General features: G+C 68.9%; 19 protein-coding genes. 8 read left to right on the top strand and 11 right to left on the bottom strand.

The features are described 5' to 3' along the window. On the top strand, positions 1-213 hold a 213-nt coding region (locus tag ACWEJ6_RS36725), incomplete at its 5' end, for a hypothetical protein (RefSeq protein ID WP_452429791.1). Here the strand turns inward: ACWEJ6_RS36725 and ACWEJ6_RS36730 are convergent. Further along, on the bottom strand, positions 210-1226 hold the full coding sequence (locus tag ACWEJ6_RS36730; RefSeq protein WP_452429793.1) for a hypothetical protein: 1017 nt from the start codon (positions 1224-1226) through the stop codon (positions 210-212). The genes ACWEJ6_RS36725 and ACWEJ6_RS36730 overlap by 4 nt on opposite strands. Before the next feature lie 410 nt (positions 1227-1636). On the opposite strand from ACWEJ6_RS36730, the gene ACWEJ6_RS36735 reads away from it, so the two are divergent. The 6 genes from ACWEJ6_RS36735 to ACWEJ6_RS36760 all read left to right on the top strand — a co-directional run bounded on the left by ACWEJ6_RS36735 (position 1637) and on the right by ACWEJ6_RS36760 (position 6425). Then, positions 1637-2884 (top strand): hypothetical protein, encoded by a 1248-nt coding sequence (locus ACWEJ6_RS36735; protein ID WP_452429795.1) that lies wholly within the window; start codon positions 1637-1639, stop codon positions 2882-2884. Between the two features lie 201 nt (positions 2885-3085). Then, positions 3086-4090, top strand: coding sequence for a DUF932 domain-containing protein (locus tag ACWEJ6_RS36740; RefSeq protein ID WP_452429797.1), 1005 nt, complete (start codon positions 3086-3088; stop codon positions 4088-4090). Positions 4091-4299: 209 nt separating this feature from the next. After that, the gene (locus ACWEJ6_RS36745) at positions 4300-4761 is read left to right on the top strand and encodes a hypothetical protein (protein WP_452429799.1); all 462 of its coding nucleotides are present in this window, start codon (positions 4300-4302) and stop codon (positions 4759-4761) included. A 98-nt stretch (positions 4762-4859) separates the two neighbouring features. Beyond that, complete coding sequence (locus ACWEJ6_RS36750) at positions 4860-5390, top strand: hypothetical protein (RefSeq protein WP_452429801.1); 531 nt, start codon at positions 4860-4862, stop codon at positions 5388-5390. A gap of 67 nt (positions 5391-5457) precedes the next feature. Continuing rightward, on the top strand, positions 5458-5967 hold the full coding sequence (locus tag ACWEJ6_RS36755) for a hypothetical protein (protein WP_452429803.1): 510 nt from the start codon (positions 5458-5460) through the stop codon (positions 5965-5967). Continuing rightward, positions 5964-6425 (top strand): hypothetical protein, encoded by a 462-nt coding sequence (locus ACWEJ6_RS36760; protein WP_452429805.1) that lies wholly within the window; start codon positions 5964-5966, stop codon positions 6423-6425. The genes ACWEJ6_RS36755 and ACWEJ6_RS36760 overlap by 4 nt, the downstream gene beginning before the upstream one ends. Positions 6426-6576: 151 nt before the next feature. Here ACWEJ6_RS36760 and ACWEJ6_RS36765 read toward each other — a convergent pair whose 3' ends face one another. Then, positions 6577-7230 carry a hypothetical protein gene (locus ACWEJ6_RS36765; protein WP_452429808.1) on the bottom strand — a complete coding sequence of 218 codons (654 nt, stop codon included), beginning with the start codon at positions 7228-7230 and terminating at the stop codon, positions 6577-6579. 247 nt (positions 7231-7477) lie between these two features. Continuing rightward, the gene (locus ACWEJ6_RS36770) at positions 7478-7744 is read right to left on the bottom strand and encodes a hypothetical protein (RefSeq protein WP_452429810.1); all 267 of its coding nucleotides are present in this window, start codon (positions 7742-7744) and stop codon (positions 7478-7480) included. Here ACWEJ6_RS36770 and ACWEJ6_RS36775 point away from each other — a divergent pair. Next, positions 7739-8170, top strand: coding sequence for a hypothetical protein (locus ACWEJ6_RS36775; protein WP_452429812.1), 432 nt, complete (start codon positions 7739-7741; stop codon positions 8168-8170). The genes ACWEJ6_RS36770 and ACWEJ6_RS36775 overlap by 6 nt on opposite strands. Here ACWEJ6_RS36775 and ACWEJ6_RS36780 read toward each other — a convergent pair. From ACWEJ6_RS36780 to ACWEJ6_RS36815, 8 genes are all read right to left on the bottom strand, one after another. Then, complete coding sequence (locus ACWEJ6_RS36780) at positions 8167-9129, bottom strand: C40 family peptidase (RefSeq protein ID WP_452429814.1); 963 nt, start codon at positions 9127-9129, stop codon at positions 8167-8169. The genes ACWEJ6_RS36775 and ACWEJ6_RS36780 overlap by 4 nt on opposite strands. Further along, on the bottom strand, positions 9126-10073 hold the full coding sequence (locus tag ACWEJ6_RS36785; protein WP_452429816.1) for a replication-relaxation family protein: 948 nt from the start codon (positions 10071-10073) through the stop codon (positions 9126-9128). Before ACWEJ6_RS36785 ends, ACWEJ6_RS36780 begins: the two co-directional genes overlap by 4 nt. A 52-nt stretch (positions 10074-10125) precedes the next feature. Further along, positions 10126-10581 (bottom strand): hypothetical protein, encoded by a 456-nt coding sequence (locus tag ACWEJ6_RS36790; RefSeq protein ID WP_452429818.1) that lies wholly within the window; start codon positions 10579-10581, stop codon positions 10126-10128. 106 nt (positions 10582-10687) lie between these two features. Next, positions 10688-12475: a group II intron reverse transcriptase/maturase gene (ltrA, locus tag ACWEJ6_RS36795; protein ID WP_452429820.1), complete on the bottom strand. Its 1788-nt coding sequence runs from the start codon at positions 12473-12475 to the stop codon at positions 10688-10690. A gap of 660 nt (positions 12476-13135) precedes the next feature. Further along, the gene (locus ACWEJ6_RS36800) at positions 13136-15247 is read right to left on the bottom strand and encodes a hypothetical protein (protein WP_452429822.1); all 2112 of its coding nucleotides are present in this window, start codon (positions 15245-15247) and stop codon (positions 13136-13138) included. After that, on the bottom strand, positions 15244-17094 hold the full coding sequence (locus ACWEJ6_RS36805; RefSeq protein WP_452429824.1) for a VirB4 family type IV secretion system protein: 1851 nt from the start codon (positions 17092-17094) through the stop codon (positions 15244-15246). The genes ACWEJ6_RS36800 and ACWEJ6_RS36805 overlap by 4 nt, the downstream gene beginning before the upstream one ends. Beyond that, entirely contained in the window at positions 17091-18053 is a 963-nt protein-coding gene (locus ACWEJ6_RS36810; protein WP_344219852.1) for a PrgI family protein, read from the bottom strand. Before ACWEJ6_RS36810 ends, ACWEJ6_RS36805 begins: the two co-directional genes overlap by 4 nt. Next, positions 18050-19513, bottom strand: coding sequence for a conjugal transfer protein TrbL family protein (locus tag ACWEJ6_RS36815; RefSeq protein WP_452429827.1), 1464 nt, complete (start codon positions 19511-19513; stop codon positions 18050-18052). The genes ACWEJ6_RS36810 and ACWEJ6_RS36815 overlap by 4 nt, the downstream gene beginning before the upstream one ends. Positions 19514-19669 lie beyond the last annotated feature (156 nt).

Genomic DNA, 19669 nt, shown 5'->3' on the forward strand with positions numbered 1-19669 from the left:
CTTCCGATCTGGACGGCCACGCGCCTGCTGCGCAAGTGGTTCGGCGACACCGGGCTCAACCTGCCGACCTCGAGGCCGCCCGCCGCCCGCCGCCCGCCGCCCGCCGCCCGCGTGATCGCGCGTGATGGGGCGCTGTACGCGGGGCATGGGCGGGCCCCGGTACCGCTGCTGGGCGGTGCCGGGGCCGTTCCCATGCCGGGGACCGGTTGTTAGGCCGGAGCATGTGTGTCGTTCATGTCGGCGGGGCCTGTGGCGTCCATAGTGGCGGTGGTGTTGTCCTGGCCGGGGTCGAAGCCGCCGAGGCTGTCGGTCAGGTAGGCGGCGATAGCGTCATAGTCCGGGTGGTGACCGGGGTCGCCGGTTGCGCCGTTGGCGTCCGGGTAGTGGCTGCTGAAATTGATCATGTCCTCGTGGGTGCAAATTTCGAGGAGTGAGTCGTCGTCGCGGTCATGGCGGCTGATGACGGGCTGGGTGTGGTCGTCGTGCCACATGAGGGCCCAGCCGGGGCCGTGGGCGGCCAACGCGCGGACGTCGGCCGGTTCCACGGTGATGTAGCGGGGGGTTCCGGGAAAGCCCGTGTCGTGGGCGTGGCGGTAGCCGGGGGCGGTGTGTGGGGGGATGCCTCCGGCGGCGGCAATCAGGGCGGCGACAGCGGCGGGCGGCGTTTGGCGGGGCACGGTCACCGTGAACATGGGCCCGCTGTGTGTCATTTGGCCGCCGGGGTGGGGACCCGTGATGGTGATCGTGATGGGTGCGGTCGAGTCGGCGGCGTACGGCATGGTGATCGATGCGGTCACACCGGTGCGGGTGATCCGGTAGTCAGTGGTGATGTGGCGGCCGTCGGCGTCGGGGCGGCTGGCCTGGTGGCGATGGATGCCGTAGGGGCGTAGCGCGGTGGTGTAAGGGCCGGTGGCCGCCATCATGTGGGCGGTGCGCGGCCATTGCCGCAGGCGGATACGGGCCCGACCGGTGATGACGGCGGCGACGGTGACAGCGAGGGCGGCGGGGCCGTCCGGTTGGCCGTGCCGCGCGTGCTGACCGTGGACGGCGATGAAACCGGTGTGGTCGATGATCTCGAAAACGTCCCCGTGATCAGCCAGGTCGGCGGTGGCGGCGAACACGTCGTGTCCGTCCCACATGAGCGCCCATTCGGGGCCGTAGGCGGCCAGGCCGCGTAGGTGGGCGGCGTCCACCGTGATGTCGTCGGCGGCCATCGTGGGTGCCATGCGGTTTTCCCCTTCGTTTCCCCGGCGCGTCAGCCCGGGTCGTTTTCGGCGGCGATTCACCGCCTAATTCCATGGACGCTCCATCGCGAATGAATGTCAACCCGGAAGCGCATTAGTGTCTGAGATTCCACAACCGGGAATCGGGCAATCAGGGGTCGTTCGCCGTCGTTCGGTGAAATGCGTGAAGAGTCGGGCTGGCTACGGATGTCAAGCCGATAGGGCGATCCGTCTTCGAGATGTTTTCGCAGATCAACGATTGTTTATGAGGGTAGCCTCTCCAGCCGTTCCGGTGACGGAAAATGTTCCCGGATCGGCTTGCCAGTCGTTATCTATGCGAGGGATGGTCGTCGCACAAACAAAAACACCGGCCCGGAACGGGGTCGGGGAACGCGACTGGAAAGGGACGCGGCATGGCTATTACTACGCCGGAAAACACCGGCACCGAAAACATTCCCGCTGACACCGACGCCGCCATCAATAACGCGGACGCCGCCGTCCCGGCCCCCGACGCCGCGCCCCTGACCGCCCCTGACCGCCCCAGCACCGCCGCCCCGGACACCGACCCCACGGCGGGCACCGATACCCGTGCGGAGGCGGTGTGGGCGGCGCTGAACGCCGAGCCGGGCGCGACCGCCACGGTGATCGGGGCGGCGGCCGGGCTGAGCCGGATGGTAGCGGGCAAGATCCTCAACCAGCTCGAAGCAGACGGGCGCGCCCGCCGCGAGCCGGGCATGAACGACGGTCAGAGGCGAGGCCGCGCCGCTGACCGGTGGTACCCGATCACCACCGACACCACCGCAGCGGACACGTCCGCCTCGGACACCCCGGCCACCCCGGATGCCGAAACGCCGGGCACCGCACCCGCCGTGCCGGACGCTGACACCCCCGACGCTGACACCCCGCAGGGTGACACCGTAGAAGCATCGGAGGAGGAGACGCTTCCGGCCGCCAGCGGTACGGCCGCCCCCGCCCCGGTGGCCGAGCCGAGCGACGAAGAGGGGCCGGTTGAGGAGTCACATGGTCAGCCGGACGGGCTGACCGATGACGAAGCGCCCGATGAGGGTGCAGACCAGGACCACGGCGAACACGTCTCGGTCCCCGACGCTGACGCGTCCGAGCCGGTGTCTGAGCCGGTGACGGATGATCCGGCGTGGGCACGCGTCAGGGCCGAACTGGCGGAACTGACCGACCTGCTCGGCGGGGTCCCCCTGGCCAAAGACGACGGTAACGCCCTGATGGCGTTGGGGTGCCTGGAGATGGCGATGGCCAAGGTCGCCTCGGTGCACCGTGACGCCCGGGCGGTGTTGACCGGTATCGACGCCGCCCCGGCCCGCGCCGTGCCGGGTGCCCGGTCGGGCGGTGCCAGCGGCGGGGCAGGGGGCGGGGTGCGGCCGGGGGCGTTGCGGGATCGGGTGCACGCCCACCTGCTCGAGTACCCGGGCAAGGACTTCACCCCGTACGAGATCGGCAAGGTGCTCGACGCCTCATCCGGTGCGGTGGCCAACGCGTTGGACCGGCTGGTCAACCTCGGACAGGCGGAGCTGACCTGTGAGCGGCCCCGCCGGTTCGCCCTCGCCCCCACCGAGAGCGTCACCGAAGCCCGCGCCGAGGCGGCAGGTGGACCCGGCGACACCGCCCTCGACGGCTACGGCGGCTGAGCAGGGCGTGCGGGCGGGCGGCCCTGCCACCGGCCCGCCCGCCCGGACCCCGCAGGCCGGTAGGTCGTCCAACCGACGCCCACAGCAACCTGCCCGCCCCGCACGGCCCGCCCGCGCCGACACCGACCGCACCACCCCAACCGCCATCGCGTCCGCTTCGCATGCCCAACCACAACAACCACACATCAGAAAGGCCCTGTCATGGCTCACGAAATCGAGATCTTCGCCAACGGTTCGGCCGGGTTCGCCGCCGCCGGGAAGCCCGGTTGGCATGGGCTCGGCTACACCGCGCCCGGCCCGATGACCGCCGAGGAGCTCCTGTCGAACGCCCAGCTCGCCGGGTGGAACGTGCGCAAGGTGCCGGTCGGTCAGGTGACCGACCCCGTCACCGGACAGCCGGTCACCACGGACGAGGACTTCCTGGTGGTGCGTACCAACCCGGTCACCGGTGCGCCGGAACGGCTCGGCCGGGTCGGCCGGGAGTATGAGGTGCTGCAGAACGAGGAGGTGACCGCGTTCCTGCAGACGCTGGTGGATGAGTCCGGGGCGGTGTTCGACACCGGCGGGTCGCTGAACAACGGGCGGCGCATCTTCGTCACCATGCGGCTGCCCGAGCCGCTTATGGTCGGCGGGTTCGATCAGATCGATCTGTACCTGGCGGCGTTCTCCCGGCATGACGGGTGGGGGTCGTTCGTGACCGTGGCGACCCCGGTGCGGGTGGTGTGCGCCAACACCGAACGCGCCGCGCTGGCCAATCACGCCTCGAAGTTCACCGTCCGGCATACCGGCAACGTGGCCGGGCGCATCGCCGAGGCCCGCGATGCGCTGAAGCTCACCTGGAAGCACGGGGAAGCGTTCGCGGCCGAGGCCGAGAAGCTTCTGTCGACCCCGATGGATTTCGCCGAGTTCCGCCAGTTCACCAACGTCCTGTACCCGATCCCGCCGGGTGCGAAGGACCTGGCGCGCAAGAACCGCGAGCTGACGCTGCGCCAGTTGGAGCACCTGTTCGCCCACGCGCCCACGCAAGAGCCGATCCGCAACACCCGCTGGGCCGCCTACAACGCGGTGACCGAGCGGCTGGACCACCGCAGCCCGGTGTTCGGCAGCCGCGACGTGGCTGCCGTGCGGGCGGAGCGGGCCCTGCTCGACGACCACGACCACGCCAAGATCAAGACCCGCGCGTTCCGGCTGCTGTCCACCGCCTGACCTGTAGTCCCGGGCATCCGGTACGGCCCCGGCGCGGGGCCGTACCGGGCACCACGCCGCTACCCGGCGGCGTGCCGGGACGCGACCCGCCCTCCGAGAACGGATCGGCGGCCACACCGGCCGCCCGGCCGGGGATCGGACAACCGCGAGCAGCCGATACCCCGCCCCGCGCCGCGTACGTCATCAACCGCTTACCGAAGGAGGTCCTCATGGGACGACTCGAAGATCTGGCCGTTCACTATGCCAACGCCGCCCGCTGGGAACTGAGCGAGGCACTCACCCGCATCGCCACCCTGGACGAGGAGGGCACGTTGCACGACAAGGACCTGGGCCGCATCGCCTACGCCTACCAGCGGATGTCGTGGTGGCAGCAGGTCACCGACCTCACCCACGGCCGAGAAGAGCCGATCGACGGTGCGACCGCGCTGCTCACCGTGCGGCAACGGGCCCAGGACCTGCTGATCAACGCCCGCCCGGTGAACAACGGCGGCTTGTTCGTCCTGGCCATGGCCGAGGCCCGCAGGGGCGGCGCCCGGGCCTTTCTCGACGCGACCGAGAAACTCGCCGACGCGCTGGCTCTCCTATCCGATCACGACATTCACCCGGCCGGGGAACCTTCTCCAGCCCCGTTCACGACCGGGCAGGCCCCGGCCGGGAGGCGTCGTCCGTGATACCGCGCCCGGTGGCTGCCGCATGCCGCCAGCCGGGCGGTTACCCCATGACCCCACCCCTCACTCATGCCTGTCACTCAACGAAAGGACGACACCCGATGGATGACCCCTGCCAGCCCAGCCCGCTGCCCCCGCCCCGTCAGCCGGGCAGCGCCACCGGTCATGACGAGAAGGCGTGGCCCTCGTGCGATCAGCTGACCACCGAGAAGATCACCGCCACCCGCCACGCCTGCTACACGGTGGCCGCCAAGGCGATCTTCGCCTTGCAGAACGGGCAACGGCTGACCGGCGAGCAGCTGTTCGTCACCGCCCACGCCCAGGCAGCACGCGCCTGGTGGGAGCTGGTGCATGAGGAGATCACCGGCAAGAAGCTGACCTCCGATCACGCGCTACGCCGGGTGCGCTCCTGGGCCCGCCACTATCTCACTGGGGAACCTCCGGCCACCCGGCCCGGCACGTTGTTCGATCACGCCCTCGCCCACGCCGCCCGCATGGCCGCCCGTGACTTCCTCAACGACAGCGGCCATCTACTCACTCAGCACCTCATCCACCAGGCAACCAACCCGGCCACGCCCGCCGACCACCCCAACGGTCCGGCCCTGCCATCCACGACGTCTGCAGCGCTATGAGCGAGCAGCCGATCGCCTGCGCGCATTGCGGCGCTGGCGACACCTCCAAGGAAAGGACACCAAGGTCATGAGCAACTCTGAGCAGCTTCCCGCTACTGGCGCACCACCCGAAGGAGGGCCGAGTCGATGGGAGGTGATCATCGAGCAGGCTCGTAGCGCCCGCCAGGATCACACCGACGACATCTTCCGGCGTCTGGGCCGGGGCGAGCGGCTGAGCGCCGAGCAGGTCTACGACCTCCTGCACGCGCACACGCTGTGCACGTGGTGGCTGCTGGTGGCCCGGCACATCGAGCACGCCGACAGCGGCGGCCTGCGCCCTGCCCAGGCCATCGCCAGGTTCATCTCCTGGATCGCCCCCTACGCCAACAACCCCACCCCACCCGAACCCGCGACGGACACACCGAGCCCCGGCGCGGACGTCGAGCGCGCACTGGCTCTGGACCACCTCGAACGCAGCCTGGCGCTGATCCGGCACGACGCCGCTCACACCTTCCTCAGCCAAGCCGAGACACTCGCGCTGGCCTGCTCCCGCCAACAGACCCCCACTGCTTCGACCGGACAGGAGGCCACGGCATGACCCACCCCCACCACGCCGCCACCGGCGACCGCACCGGCCGCGCTCCAGAGCGTCTCCCCAACGGGCCGGAGCCGAAGCGGACAGACAACTCGCGTCTGGAGATCTTCCAGATGCTCGGCTGGAGCTGGGACATCACCGCCGCCAAGAAGCTCACCCAGGGCCGAACCCCGGACGGGCTGATCATGACCGAATGGTGGGCGGCCATGCTCAACCTGATCGCCATCGACGCCGAGCACGCGGCCCAGGTGGATCTGTCCGAGCCGCTGATCGCCGCCACGGTCCCGACCGGCGGCATCCTGATCATCGACGGCTGGCACCGCCTCTGCAAGGCCGTGACGATCGGCCTGCCGGAGCTGCACGCCGTGGTGCTCACCGCCGAGGAGGAACGCGCCTGCCGCATCTGCGGCGGAGAAGAACCGCTAGGAGAGGAAGAAGACGACGTGCCTGATAGCGCCTGAGCCGGTGGCGTAGGTGGCATGCCCCGCCCAGCACAAGTGAAGTGTGCTGGCCGGGGCACACCTCCTGCACCACCGGATCAGGGTCGCCTACTCGAACCCTTCCCCATGACCGGAGGGTGCTTACCCGCCATGATGAGCGCGATCTTCTTCCTCACCTTCTCGGGCGTGGGTCTCGCATCAAGTACGGGTTCGGCCCCAGGCCGAGCGGGCTCACGTAGGGGGCGGGCTGGTCCGGCTCCGGCTCGGGTTCGATCTTCTTGAAGAGCGGGCCGCCGCCGTCAGGGGCGTCGGCCGGGCGCGGGTAGAGGGCGTGGCCGATGAGCCGCAGTACGGACTCGATGGGCAACAGGTAGTCGATCAGACTGGTCTCATCGTCATCGGACAGCGTGGGGTCGCGGGGTCGGTTGCGGTTGTGCAGATCGACTTGCCCGGCCTTGGCGAGATGGTCGTAGAGGCGCCCTTCCAGCCACCCGGCCTCGCTGCTGTTGAGCGTCTCATTCTCGTTGGACTCGTAGCGGACGAGCAGCGCCCGATACCAGTGGGCGCGGTCCCTGAGCTGCTGCAGAACGCGGTGGCGCAGTCCTGGGGTGGCGGCCTTACCGACGTAAGCTCCCCAGCGTCCTTCGGCATCGGGACGGTCGAGCAGAAGGTAGACGCCGGGCACGTTCCAGCCTTGATCGAGGCGGTTGGCGTGGTCGCGGTCGAGCAGGAGCATGCCGGCAACCTTGTGCTTGGCGCGGATCTTCATCGGGTTGTTCAAGTCGTAGGAGAGGCTGACCACAAGCTGGGACGGGGCGAACCGCATCGCACACACCAGGCGTCTCCTTCACCTGCACAACCGCTGCCTGTCTTCCCGGACAGTATCGGTTACATAGCCGTACGTGACTGCGGTTTGAGGAGACAAACGTGCAGCTCACCTACTGGTTAGCCGTCATGGACTCGCATGTTCGAAGGGCGGCATCGGGGCGGGTGCTTGATCGGATGGCACACCGGGTGGGGATGGTGGCGTGGAGGTCGCCATCGTTGGACCATGGGTGAGGTGTTCACGACGGTCACGGTCGGGGAGTGATCGTCTCATGGTGGAGCTGCTTATGTGTAACGTTGAGGAGGAGCGACCGGGGGATCCGGACTGGCGTGATCGGGCTGCGCAGCGCCGTGACCGGCATGCTCGGGAACGGGATCGTGTTGCAGCAGGCCGCGATGAGGCCGGACGGCGGCGGGACAGCGCGGCTGTAGAACGGGATCAGGCTGCTGACGAACGTGGGCATGACGCCGATCGCAGGCAGGATGCGCGGGATGAGGACGATCGGCGTGTGCATGACCTCCTGTGGGCGGCGGAGCTACGCGACCGGGCGGCCGAGCAGCGGGACCGAGCAGCCGGTGAGCGGCAGAGCCGCCTGGCCGATTATGGAGGCGAGGTCGCGCACGAGTTGAGGCTGCTGGCCAGAGAGCGGAGGCTGGCGGCGGCCGAGCGTGCCGAGGACCGTCAGGGCAGAGACGAGCTTCGCAAAATGCTGCTGGGCATGCGTGATGAGCGGTTGGACGCTGAGCGCGATCTGGAGCGGGAGCAGGATCAAGCTGCCGAAGACCGGCAGGCCAGCTCCGACGATCGGAAGGCGTCTGCTGACGATCGGCTGGCCAGCGGCCGTGATCGGCGTATGGCGGTACTGGACCGGCTGGAGGCGAGCACCGACCGGCAGGTCGCCTCCGGGCAGCGCACCCGGAAGAGGATCCGGTTCGACTAGAGACTGGCCGCCAGTCGGGGGCGGGCGAAGCCGATCAGGTCTTCGCGCTGGTACGGGCCTATTTGGACGACGGTGTGCCGGGTGGGGGCGTGGATCATCTGGCCGCCGCCGATGACGAGGCCGACGTGTCCGGGGCCGTCTGCTTGCATGCGAAAGAAGGCGAGGTCGCCTGGTTGTTCCTGTCCGGCGGGGATGGGTGGTGCGTGTCTCCATTGGTCGGCGGCGACGCGGGGGATGGTGATGCCGGCTGCTTGGTAGGCACGCATGGTCAGGCCGGAGCAGTCGAAGGCGGCCGGTCCTTCGGCTCCCCATAGGTACGGCTTGCCGAGTTGGGCGTGGGCGTACGTGAGTACGGCGGCGACTTGTTCGCCCGGGATGAGCGGGACGCAGGTCCCGGTGAGGGTGTCCACGAGGCGTTGGGCGAGGGGCTCCCACTGAGCGTAGGCGTCGGGGCGGCCGGAGCGCTGGACGGCTTGGGCAGCTCGGGTGAGGGGGAGTTGTTCCCAGCGCGTCACCTTGAGCAGGTGGTCGTAGAAGGTGCCGGTGGCGTGGCGGGGGTCGAGGATTTGCTCGGGTGTTCCCCAGCCTTGCGAGGGGCGCTGCTGGAACAGGCCCAGGCTGTCGAGGTGCCCGTAGCGGAGGTTACGGAGCTGGGATTCTTGCAGGGCGGTGGCGATCGCGATGACGGCTGCCCGGGCGGGCAGGCCGCGCTCCTTCGCGAGTTGGACGATGAGCGCAGCGTTGCCCTGCTGCTCGGCGTTCAGGTCGAGCACCGGCACCGCGTGTGGTGCAGAAGGAGCCGCGACCGGGCTGCCTATCTGGCTGCTCGCTGTGCTGGACGGAACCGCGCAGGCGACGCTACCGGGCGTTCCGGAGGTGGTCAGGATGCTGGTGGCGGCTGCGACGAACGCCGAGACGAGAAGCAGCAGGAGGGCGGCGCCGGCCGCGGCGGCCTTCACCTGCTCTGGTCTTGTTGCGGGAACAGGTTGTCGAGGGAGTCGTCGTAGGCATCGTCGGTAGCGGTGGCGGGAGTCTGTGGGCTGCGGCCAAGAACAAGGTGTGGCCACGCCTTGAGGAGTTCAGCGAGTCGCATGCGTGCCTGCCCGGTCTGGCTCGGAAGGGGGAGCCAACAGGGCCCGGCGGGACCGTCGTCGAGTTCGGTCTGGACGGCGGTGGCGATGGGTGTCTCGGTGGCCTTGATGACGGCGCGGAGGTTGGTTTCGCGTTTCCGGCTGGGCAGCCAGAAGAGCACCGGGGTGGTGATCTGGGTGGCCTCGGCGAGGTCGGCGTAGGTGGCGAGTTTGTCGGCGACCTTGGCCAGGGTCATGCTGCCGGTGTCGTGTTCGAGGAAGAAGTCGATCTGGCGGCCGTTTTCGGACCAGCAGCCGAAGGCGTCGGGACGAGCGAGGCCGCCCCAGATGTTGGCGCACTGCTTTTCCGACAGCCACGCCCGCAGACGAGTTCCCGGGGTGTGGCGGGTCAGGTGGTGCAGGTCGGTGAAGAAGTCGTTGACGCCGATCTGGTGGCCGCTCTTGTCCGAGACGGAGATCGACATGGCAAGGTCGGGGTGGTAGCCGAGCTCTTTGACGGTGGTGTGGCTGCGCAGGGCGAGGAGTTCGGCTCCGGCGCGGCCGAGGACCCAGTGGCAGGGGGCGGAGCCGCCGTAGGGGGTCCAGGGCCGGTAGCGGGTGATGGTGTGCAGCTTGTGCAGGATGCCCAGGCGGCGGCGGGTGGGCTGCGGCTTGGTGAAGAACATCCGCTGGAGCTGGTGGGTGGTCAGGACACGGTGGTGCAGGAGGTGTTCCAGGATCTGGTAGTCGCGGGGAGTGAGCCGGGCGGCGACGGTGGCCATGGCGGTAGCGTCGAAGCGTGGCAGGCCGAGCGGGATGCGAGCTGCTGGCATGGCGGAATCTCCTCAAGGTGATCGGTACTGGGCGAGTGGACTGAGTGGCGGGTCAGGCGGGTTCTTCGTGCTGGCCGGGAGATTCGCTGCGCAGGTCGGTGCGCAGGTCGGGTGCGGGGCCGATCTGCCGGCGTGGCCTGCGGGCGGGCCGCTGGAGTGCGCCGTCCGGCTGGGTGAACTGCTCGCGGGATGCCTGCCGGATCTCATCCGCGCGTCCCTCGATCAGGCCGGGCAGGGGGCGGGTGCGCAGGGTGAAGGCGGAGATCTGCTGGCCGTCGATGACGAGGCGGGCGGCCGTCTGGTACGCACCCAGGTGGGTGAGGTCGTGCGGGCTGATCAGCGGCGCGGTGTGGTGCTTCAACTCGTTGGCGTCCTTGGGCGAGGCATTGAAGTAGATCTTGTTGCGCGCGTCGGCGGACAGTGCCTCGCGCAGATCGCTCGGCAACTGGTCGAGGTGCTGGTGGGCGAGCACGAGAGAGAGCCGGTAACCGCGCGCCTCAGCCAGCACGTCGTTGATGTGGCCGGGCAGTCGGGTAGCCCCCGCCCCTCTCGGGTGCGAGGGCCCCCTCAGAACCGGACGTGCGGCTCTCACCGCATCCGGCTCAAGCAGGCCGCTATGGACGCGCATGGTGGGTCTCCCTGGGTCCGTCAGGAATGTTCCGGGCGTGGTTTTGCCGGTGGCATTCCGAGTGGATGAGCATGGGGTTGGCAGAGTTACTGGATCCGTCCTTGGATGTGAGGATCAGGTGGTGTTTTCTGATCGTTCGGGAACTGGCCCAGAACCAGGCCGCCCATTCACGGACGGATTCCGGCTCGTAGCCAGCCCCGGCGATCAGGTCCAATCCGCAGAGCGGGCACAGGCCCTTTTGCTTGGCAGCCAGGGCCAGGTTGTGCTTGTCGGCCTCTGGGTGCTTGCGCTTTCGGACGCGTGCCTTCCAGTACCCTTCGAGCTCCGGGTCATCTTTCGATGCCCGGCCCTTAACAAGGGCGTGGCGCTCGATGTGGGTCCATGCGAATCGGTACAGGTACCGCCCGGTCTCCTTGTCAGTGAAGACCCATTTGTCTTGCCGTTCGGGGTTGGAGCACCCGTAATACTTGGCGCGAGTCCACGCCACTGACTTACTGGAGTGCTTGCGTCTGGCCCACCGGTACATGCGGTAGTGCACGTAGTGATCCAGGGTTGTGAAGGTCTCGGTCGAGACCACGCCCCTGTAGTAGGTGGACCACCCCTTGATCAAGGGATTCAAGGCACGAATCACGTCGTCGCACGGTGCCGTGCGCAACCGTTTCACCGTGTCCCGAATCTTGTCCTTGACCTTTTGTATCGCCGCCTTACTCGGCTTGATCATCAGCTTGTCGCCGTAGCGCCGGACGTTGAACCCGAGGAAATCGAAGCCATCTTCCAGGTGGACGATGCGCGTCTTTTCCTCGTTGAACGCCAGGCCCTTGGGCTCCAGCCAGGCCGCCAGCCGCTCCTTCACCTGCTCGGCCTCCTCCTTGGTGGTGCACAGCACCACGAAGTCGTCGGCGTAGCGGATGAAAGCCGGAGCGCAGGCGACCCAGCGCTGTCTGACCGTGCCGTCTTCGATGTCTCCAGCGGCGGTCCCCATGCCGTGCAGGACGATGTTGAGCAGCAACGGGCTGATCACTCCGCCTTGAGGGGCTCCCTCATCGGTCGGGGCGAATCGTCCGTGCTCCAGCACACCGGCCTTCAGCCAGCGGCGGATCTCGGCTGCTGCCGGGAACCCGCCAAGGGCTTCCATCAAGCGATCGTGGTTGATCCGGTCGAAGGCGCTTGTCAGGTCCGCGTCCAAGGCCCAGCGTCGCCGGGCCTTCTTGCCCGCCGTGAAGTTGTACATCGCGGCGATCGCGTCATGACAGCTGCGTCCGGGGCGGAAGCCGTAGCTGCGCCCTTCGAAGCGTGCCTCCCACTCAGGTTCCAGGGCGTTCTTCACCCTGGCCTGCTGCACTCGGTCCCGGATGACCGGGATACCGAGCGGCCGGGTCTTGCCGTTCGCTTTCGGGATGTGCACCCGCCGCACCGGCCTGGCCGCGGGCCCGGGCTGCTCGGCCAGTGTCCTGGCCAGCCTGCCCCGGTCTTGCGGCCGTAGCGCGAGTTCCCCGTCTACCCCGGGGGTGCGGCGTCCCAGGCTCCGCTGCGTTACGCTCCTGACGCTGGTCAGCGTGTTGGAGCGCGAGCGCAGCATGAGCTTTTGGAGATTGCGGACCTTCTTCAGGTCCCCCTCCTGCGACGCCTTGAAGATCCTCTGGCGCAGTCTCCGTACGTTGCGCTCGGCGTGGGCCCAGTTGATGCTGTGCCAGTACCGTGCGTCGTCCAGCGCTTGGTTCCCCGAAGGCACGCCGGCCTTCTCCGCCGTTGTTGTTTCGACTTCGTCCGCCATTGCTTCCTCCTTCGGTATCTAACTCCGGCGCTGGTTCCGGTTTCTTTGCTTCGGTTCTTCAAAGGCCCACCAGACCCGCGTGGGCTCCCTTTCGGGCCCGGACACTCGGTCCGATATCCGCCGGGTTATGCACGGAGGCTGAGGCGCCTGGTTCCGTGTTTTTCCCTGGGCTTTCGCCCTAGCGGCGTTTGCTTTTCGGGTCTTCCTACTCCCGCAGAGGAGTTCTGCTTTCGTTGCCGTCGGCTTACCAGAACGCATCCGTTCTGGACCTCTACGGGGTTTTCCTGTTCCGCTTGTGCCAGTTGCGATCTGGGAGGACGCCCTCTTTACCCCGGGACCGGTGGTGGTCACGCAAAGAGAGAAAATCGCCTCTCTTTGCCACCTGAGCCTTTCAGCTCCGGGTCCTTCCCGCCGAATGCTCACCATTGACGCGGGTCAACTTTCACGAGGCCTCTTCGAGGGTTCACTTTCGTTCGTCCTTCAGATCTTCTCCTTGCCCTGTTGCCGATGATGGCCCATCGACTCTTGGGGCTTTGTGTCAGGCGGCTTAGCACGGGTCCGTTACCAGTCCCGCACTCGCCTTAGGAGACCCGCCCATATTGACCACTGAGCGGGGAATTACCTTCTCCTCTCCGGTAATTCACTGGCTACAAGCGACTTTCAGGCCGCACGGTTCAAGAAGTTGTGGCACTCGTCGATGACGAGCGAGGCGTCGGGCCGGTCAGTTTCGGGGAGTTCGGAGCGGCGGGTGGCGGCTTGCCAGGTGTGGGCGAGCAGGATGGAGCCGAACAGCCGGGCGGCATCGTCGCCGAGGATGCCCTTGGGGAGCCGGGCCAGGATCAGTCCGCCTCGGTCAAGGAGCCTGCCGATGGGAACTGTGGTGTCCGGGCTGGCCAGCGCCTGCCGGACGAACGGACGTAGCAGGACGGCGCGGAGCTTGTTCATCACCGGGCCGATGACGGTGGCCTGTCCTGCGGGGGTGAGGGCTTCGTAGGAGTCCCAGAATCCGCCCAGCAGCCCGTCATCCAGCTTGGCGATGATCCGCGCGCGGAACGCCTGATCGGTCAGCAACCTCGGTACCTCGCCCAGGGTCGCCCTGCGGCCCAGGACGGAGGTGAGGGTGAGGCAGGTGGAGCGCAGTAGGTCGTCCACGCGTGGTCCCCAGGCTGTGGAGAAGCATCTGTGGAAGATGGTGACGACGGAGTCGACGGCGAAGGCGGGGTCGTGTCCGGCGAGGATGTTGATCGACGGTGGCGGCGCCAAGTCTTGCGGGTCGAACACGACCGTCTTTCCCACGGCCCGTGCTGGAAGGCGGTTGAGGATGTCGGTGATCAGGTCGCCTTTCGGGTCGATGACCAGGGCGCCTCGTCCGGCGTGGGCGTCGGCGAGGACGAGGTTGGCCAGCAGGGTGGATTTGCCGACGCCGGTGCCGCCGAGCACGTGGGTGTGGTGCCGCCCATCGGCCACCGGTAGCGCGACGGGGCGTTGTGGGCCGCTATCGGCGTCGCCCAGGATGCGTGCCGTACCACTGGCCGCGTGGCGGGGAACGGCAGGGGAGGGGGCGACAGGGCGGGCTCCGGCGAGGGTGACGCCGGGGGCGTCGATGTCCCACGGTAGGTGGGCGAGCGCGGCCAGCTCGGCGACCGACAGCAGGTAGCCGTGGTCGAGACGGCGTGAGCTGATCGCGTGGCCGGGTCGCCAGAGGCGTGCTCGGCGCAGGTACTGGTGACTTCCGGTGAACAGGGCGAAGACGCCGGCCAGGGTGTGAGCTTGACCTCGTAGCCACCCGACGGCGTGGCTGGAAGGAGCCGCAGCATCAGGACGAACGTCCATCGGCTGCTGGGCTGCGGTCGCCGCGCTGGGTTGGCGGCTGGTGGAGACGGCATACCGGATGGCCACCTCGTAGCGGGGCTGTCCGGCCTTGGCGAGGATCGCGCGGACCTGTTCGGCGCGTTCGGGATAGTCGCGGGCCAGCTCGCTGGGCCGGTGGTCGCGGCTGTCTGCAGGCATGGGGAGGACGGCGTCGAAGAAGCGGCCGACATGGTTGCGGCTGCCTCCTCCGCGTAGGTGAGCGGCGGCCCGGTAGGCGTGGCGGAGCCGTCGGCCGGTGATGGGGCGGGCGAGGATCTGCACGACGGCGTGCTCGCCCTCGCGCAGGCCGCCCATCGCTTCAAGCAGGGATCGGACGGGGTCGTGGTCGTGGCTGGTGGTGAGCGGGAAGTGCTCGGGCCCGGCCAGGACGAGCCTGCCGCCCGCGACCTGCGAACCTTCGGGCAGGGGCGAGGTGGCGGGGGAGGTGGTGGTGGTCGCGCCGGGCCAGGCTGCTTGGATCGCCTTTTCCACGATGCCGGGCGGTACGGTGCCGGGCACCCACAGCCGGATACGCACCCCGGCGTCGCTGCCGTGGTATTCCCACACCAGATGCGGCTGCCCGTCGAAGAACCGTGCCCAGGCGGGCCGGAGCAGGCCGACCAACTGCCGCCACAGCACCAGCGCTCCTTCAGGGTCGCTACGCGGCGGCGAAGAGATCTCAATCAGCCGAGCCTGCGGGGTCATGTCGGCGTGACGGGCCCAGCCGAGCAGGTAGCGCACCGCGTAGTCCGTCGCCCACACGAGGGCCAGGACGGCGAGCAGATGGGGCCCGTGGGCGAGGGCGAACTCGGGCAGCCGCGCGGGCAGTTCGGCCAGGAAGTCGAGCGCAGCCTTGACGTCGTGCTCGTCGATCCCGCACAGCAGGCACGGGCTCTCAGGATCAGTGATGGTGAAGTTCACAGCGGGTCGCCCTCCTCATCGTCCAGGTGCTCATGGCCGTTCGTGGTCTTGGTGACGCTGGTTGGCTGAGGTGGGGGTGCGGGCTGGACGGATGAGGACTCCTCGAGTCCGGCCAGGAACTGCGGGTCAGTGGTGACCAGCTCCGTCTCGGTGGGTGAGGCGATGACGTGGAAGGCGGCTCGGCTGGCGGGGCCGGCGATGAGGAGCGCCTCGCCTCGCTCGGCGGTGAGCAGGAACTGCCGCTCGCCGTCGGTCAGATCGAAGGCGTCCCCGACCGCGCCGATGGCCTGCGGCGCCTGGCGGAGCAGCACCTGATTGGCGGCGTTGGCGACGATCGCCTGTCCCAGCTCCGAGCCGAGCAGGTCGGCTGCGTCCTGGGTGATGACAGCGAGCCCGGCCCAGTGCTTACGGGCGGCCTTCGCCATCCGGAACAAGAACCGCGCGCCTTCGGGCTCCTTCATCAGCAGCCAGGCTTCGTCCACGACGACGAGGCGCTTTCTGCGGTCGCGGGGGTTGGCCACCCGCCGCCAGATCGCATCCAGGGCGAGCAGGGTGCCGACCGCTTTCATCTCCTCGGGCAGGTCCCGCAGCGAGAACACGGTCAGGTGTCCGGACGGATGGGTGGTGGTGGGGCCGTCGAACAGCTCGCGGTAGGAGCCTGTGACGTAGGGGGCGAGCTGCGCTGCAAGCTCCGCCCCGGTAGAACTGGCTGACTTACCGCTTTCGGTAAGAGCGGATACCAGATCGGTGAGCAGGGGTGCGGGCCGGGTCCAGGTCGCGGGGTCGCGGGTGATTCCAGCAGCGGCGTAGGTGGCGATGATCGCCGAGTCCAGGACGGCGCGCGTTTGCGCGGTGAGCTGGCCTCCGAGCATGGTGGCGATCAGGGTCTGCAGGAACATCGCCCGGCGTGAGAGTGCGTCGTCGCGGGGGCCGTGGTTGGCGGGCAGGTCGAAGGGGTTCCACCGGACTCCGGCTGCGCCGAGGTTCAGGCAGGTGCCGCCGACCGCGCGGGTCAGGCGGGCGTATTCGTCTTCGGGGTCGACGACGGCGACCTCGACCCCTTGGTAGAGCAGGCGGAGGGTTTCGAGTTTGGTGAAGAAGCTCTTGCCCGCGCCGCTTCTGGCCAGGACGACGGAGTTGTGGTTGTCCTGGGCGTAGCGGTCCCACAGCACGATGCCGGAGCCGGTGGCGCTCAGCCCGTACAGCACGCTCGTCTCACTCGCCTCGGTGGCGAGGTCGGGTGAGGTGAACGGGAAGGCCGCTGCGAGCGCGCTGGTGTCGAAGGTGCGAGTCAGGTTCAGAGAGTCGACGCCGAGTGGCAGGGTCGTCGTCCACGCCTGCAGCGCGCGGAACGTGGCTGGTTGCGCGTCGAGCAGGAGCGAGGAGGCGAGCGCCCGCACGCGTTCGACCTCGGCGGCCAGCTCCGGCTCGGTAGGGGCGTGGATGGTGAGGTACAGGCCGACCTTGAACAGGCGGCCGTGGCCTCGGGCGAGGCTGTCGGCCAGGTCGGTGGCATCGTCGGCGGCGGCCTCGGCGGCGAAATCTTGAAGGCGGCCGTGTTGGGCGTCGGCGCGGCTGGCCGATTCCAGGCGGGCGAGCTGGCGGCGCAGCCGCATCGCGGCGACCTGCTGCGGGATAGGTTCGATGTGCAGGGACACGTCGAGGTGGTCGGGGCAGGTGAGCAGGGGTTCGAGCCAGCCCGCGCCGACCTCGCGCGGGTAGCCGGTCACGGCGAACGTCGCGGCCACGGCGCTGGGCAGGGTGAGGGTGCGAACACCTACGCCAACAGCGGCGGGATGGGTCAGTGGGCTCGGCTGCTGCTCTCGGGTACGGCGGCGCAGTCTCATGGCGTGCTCCTGGTCGAGGTGATGAGTTCGTCTGACAGTGCCTGTCCGGCGGGATGACGGGCTCCGGGGTCGAGGCACTCGGTGAGCGCTTGGGCGGCCTCATCGGCGGTCAGGACGCGGGTGGTCACGCCGAGTGAGGCCAGGGCGCGTTCGGTTTCTGCCGCCCGGCGCAAGACCACCGCCGCGGAGGCGTCCCGCCGTACAGCCCGGCGGCCCCGGCCAGAGAGCGCATGATCGCGGAGCACGACGAGGACCTGCCGGGTCAGCAGCTCACGCGTTGAGTTCAGCTCGGCCAGGTAGGCGGCGTGTTCGCGCGCTGCCTGGGCCAGCGCCGGAAGCGGCAGGACCTCGGCGTGGGCCTCGACAGTCTGGACGAGGTCGGACAGGTCCGCCGGCCTGGCCCGCGCAAGGAGCTGGACAGGTGCTTCGAGAGAGTTCAGCCACCTGCCGAACCCGCCGACCAGCGCGGCCTGCTCGCCGGTGGTACGCAGGTGAAACGACAGGGTGCCGGTCTCGACCAGGACGGCGACGCCGCCGTCGGCGAGTTCGAGCGCGCCGTCGGTCCGGATCGCCTTGACCGGAAGCCTCAAAGGGACGGGCAGCTTACCGCGCAGGCGGCACCACCTCGGCGGCCCGCTGACTCCGTCCGGTGCGGCGACCAGCTTCTTGGAGGTCCGGGCGAACAGGACGGCGGCGAGGGCGAACCGGTCCAGGCTCAGCCCATCTCGTCGTCCGAGGGCGATGGCGAGGCCGAGGGCGATGAGCGGGAGCAGGATCGCCGCCAGGATGACGACGGGCAGGAGCTGGTGGAACAGGTAGTAGACGGCGGCGGCGATGCCGCCGGTCAGGGCGACGATGAGGAGCTGGCGGAAGGTGAGCCCGTAGGCGATCTTGTCGGGTTGGTTGATGTCGGCCGGAATGCGGGCCAGCAGCGGCGGCGGCTCTGCCTCGTGCTTCATCGGGTCTCCCCTGGAGGCTGGCGCTGGGCGCGGGTGGTGCGGCGGGGTGGCGGGTCGAGCCGCAGGCGGAGCTGGCCGGGGCGGGGCGGCCGGGTGGGCATGCCGGGTAGCCGGTCCTGCACCCACGGCGGGCGGGGCCGAATCCACGGCATCATCGGCGCCCCCGCCGCCGACGACGGCGCCGATGATGCCGAAGGTGTGCGTGACGGCGCAGCACCCGCTGGTGCGGGTGGGCGTGGAACGCGGGTGACCGGGAACGGCAGCGCGAGCTGCGTGCCCTGCCGGGCCCGCCTCGCCGAGGCGGCAGCCGCTTCGGGCGTGGGCGCGGATGGGGTGGACGCCGGCAGGTTGAGCGGGAGTTCGAGCTGCTGCCAGGACGGCGAACGGTTGGGCATGGCGGCTCCCGTCTTCGGGCCGGTTGGAGGCTTAGGCGCAGTTGGGCTGCCGGGCTTCGGGCTTCGACCGGGGCCGCTCTTGCCATTGCCTGGACGGCCGTGCCGGTGGGCTGCTGCCGTACCGCTTGTGCGGGCAGCGGCGGCCCGGCCGGTCTTGCCGAGGCTGCGGGCGGCGCCGAGGGTCTTGTAGACGATCACGGCTTTGACGAGGCGTTTGAGCATGGTGGGCTGGCCCTGCTGCCAGATCGTCTTGGCGACCCAGCCGGGGATCTTGATCAGGACGAACAGGACGCCGATCAAGATGAGGACGTCCAGCGCCCGGTTGGCGGTAGGCCGGACCATCGCCTCGACCGCGTCCCCGGTGCTGGGGGTGGCGGGGGCGAGCCGATAGGCGGCGGCCGAATCGGTGAGCACCAGCTTGAACGCCAGGATCAGCCCGATGGCCTGCAGGATCTGGATGGCGAGCAGGCCGAAAAAACTACGCCACCACAGGCGCGCGATCCCTTCGGTCTGCGGCAGCGCGTGACACAACAAGGCGAGCGGCGCGGTGATGATCAGGAACAGCAGCAGGGTGACGCGGATGACCCCGATGAAGGTCAGGAGCAGCCCCATCAGCACGGCGGTGCCGATCAGCAGGACGAGGAACAGCACGGTGCCAGTCGGGTCCTTGATCAGAGCGTCGACCTTGGCGGCGATCAGGTTCCCGGCCCGCTGGCCGTCGACGCCGTCGCCGAGCAGCGCCGTCACCATGGCGTTGGTGAGCTCGATCGCGTACTGGCAGATCGTGAGCGAGGCATTCAACGTGATCACTGCGACGATCAGGCGTGGGACGATCTCGCCCGGTGTGGCGGAGTTGCCGGGGCTGGTGCCGTGGGCCATCACGATCACGCCCCCGGCAACCACCATGAGCACCAGCAGCGCGTTGGCGACGAGCCGGACATGCCCGGACAGCTCCCGGACCCGCTCCAGCATCAGCGGCGGCGGAGCGGCCAGCAGGACACTGCCGACCGTGACGAAAGCAGGGTTGATCGCGTCGGTCACGAGGCTGGTGAACCAGCCGTTCATCGCTTGATTGAGCTTGCAGCCGACATCCATCCACCCGCACTCAGGCACCTCACCCGGCGGTGTTGTAGGCGACGTTGTGGGTGGTGTGGTGGCGGGCGGAATCCAGGTCACCTGCGGCGACGGAGCCGGACTCGGGCTCGTGGTGGCCGAAGGCGC

It is taken from the genome of Nonomuraea sp. NPDC004702 (assembly GCF_053601695.1).

Excerpts from the sequence above, each read along its gene's own strand:
- ACWEJ6_RS36730 (WP_452429793.1), bottom strand. The coding sequence starts at position 1,226 with ATGGCACCCACGATGGCCGCCGACGACATCACGGTGGACGCCGCCCAC.
- ACWEJ6_RS36735 (WP_452429795.1), top strand. The coding sequence starts at position 1,637 with ATGGCTATTACTACGCCGGAAAACACCGGCACCGAAAACATTCCCGCT.
- ACWEJ6_RS36740 (WP_452429797.1), top strand. The coding sequence starts at position 3,086 with ATGGCTCACGAAATCGAGATCTTCGCCAACGGTTCGGCCGGGTTCGCC.
- ACWEJ6_RS36745 (WP_452429799.1), top strand. The coding sequence starts at position 4,300 with ATGGGACGACTCGAAGATCTGGCCGTTCACTATGCCAACGCCGCCCGC.
- ACWEJ6_RS36750 (WP_452429801.1), top strand. The coding sequence starts at position 4,860 with ATGGATGACCCCTGCCAGCCCAGCCCGCTGCCCCCGCCCCGTCAGCCG.
- ACWEJ6_RS36755 (WP_452429803.1), top strand. The coding sequence starts at position 5,458 with ATGAGCAACTCTGAGCAGCTTCCCGCTACTGGCGCACCACCCGAAGGA.
- ACWEJ6_RS36760 (WP_452429805.1), top strand. The coding sequence starts at position 5,964 with ATGACCCACCCCCACCACGCCGCCACCGGCGACCGCACCGGCCGCGCT.
- ACWEJ6_RS36765 (WP_452429808.1), bottom strand. The coding sequence starts at position 7,230 with ATGCGGTTCGCCCCGTCCCAGCTTGTGGTCAGCCTCTCCTACGACTTG.
- ACWEJ6_RS36770 (WP_452429810.1), bottom strand. The coding sequence starts at position 7,744 with ATGCACACGCCGATCGTCCTCATCCCGCGCATCCTGCCTGCGATCGGC.
- ACWEJ6_RS36785 (WP_452429816.1), bottom strand. The coding sequence starts at position 10,073 with ATGCCAGCAGCTCGCATCCCGCTCGGCCTGCCACGCTTCGACGCTACC.
- ltrA (WP_452429820.1), bottom strand. The coding sequence starts at position 12,475 with ATGGCGGACGAAGTCGAAACAACAACGGCGGAGAAGGCCGGCGTGCCT.
- ACWEJ6_RS36805 (WP_452429824.1), bottom strand. The coding sequence starts at position 17,094 with ATGAGACTGCGCCGCCGTACCCGAGAGCAGCAGCCGAGCCCACTGACC.
- ACWEJ6_RS36810 (WP_344219852.1), bottom strand. The coding sequence starts at position 18,053 with ATGAAGCACGAGGCAGAGCCGCCGCCGCTGCTGGCCCGCATTCCGGCC.
- ACWEJ6_RS36815 (WP_452429827.1), bottom strand. The coding sequence starts at position 19,513 with ATGAACGGCTGGTTCACCAGCCTCGTGACCGACGCGATCAACCCTGCT.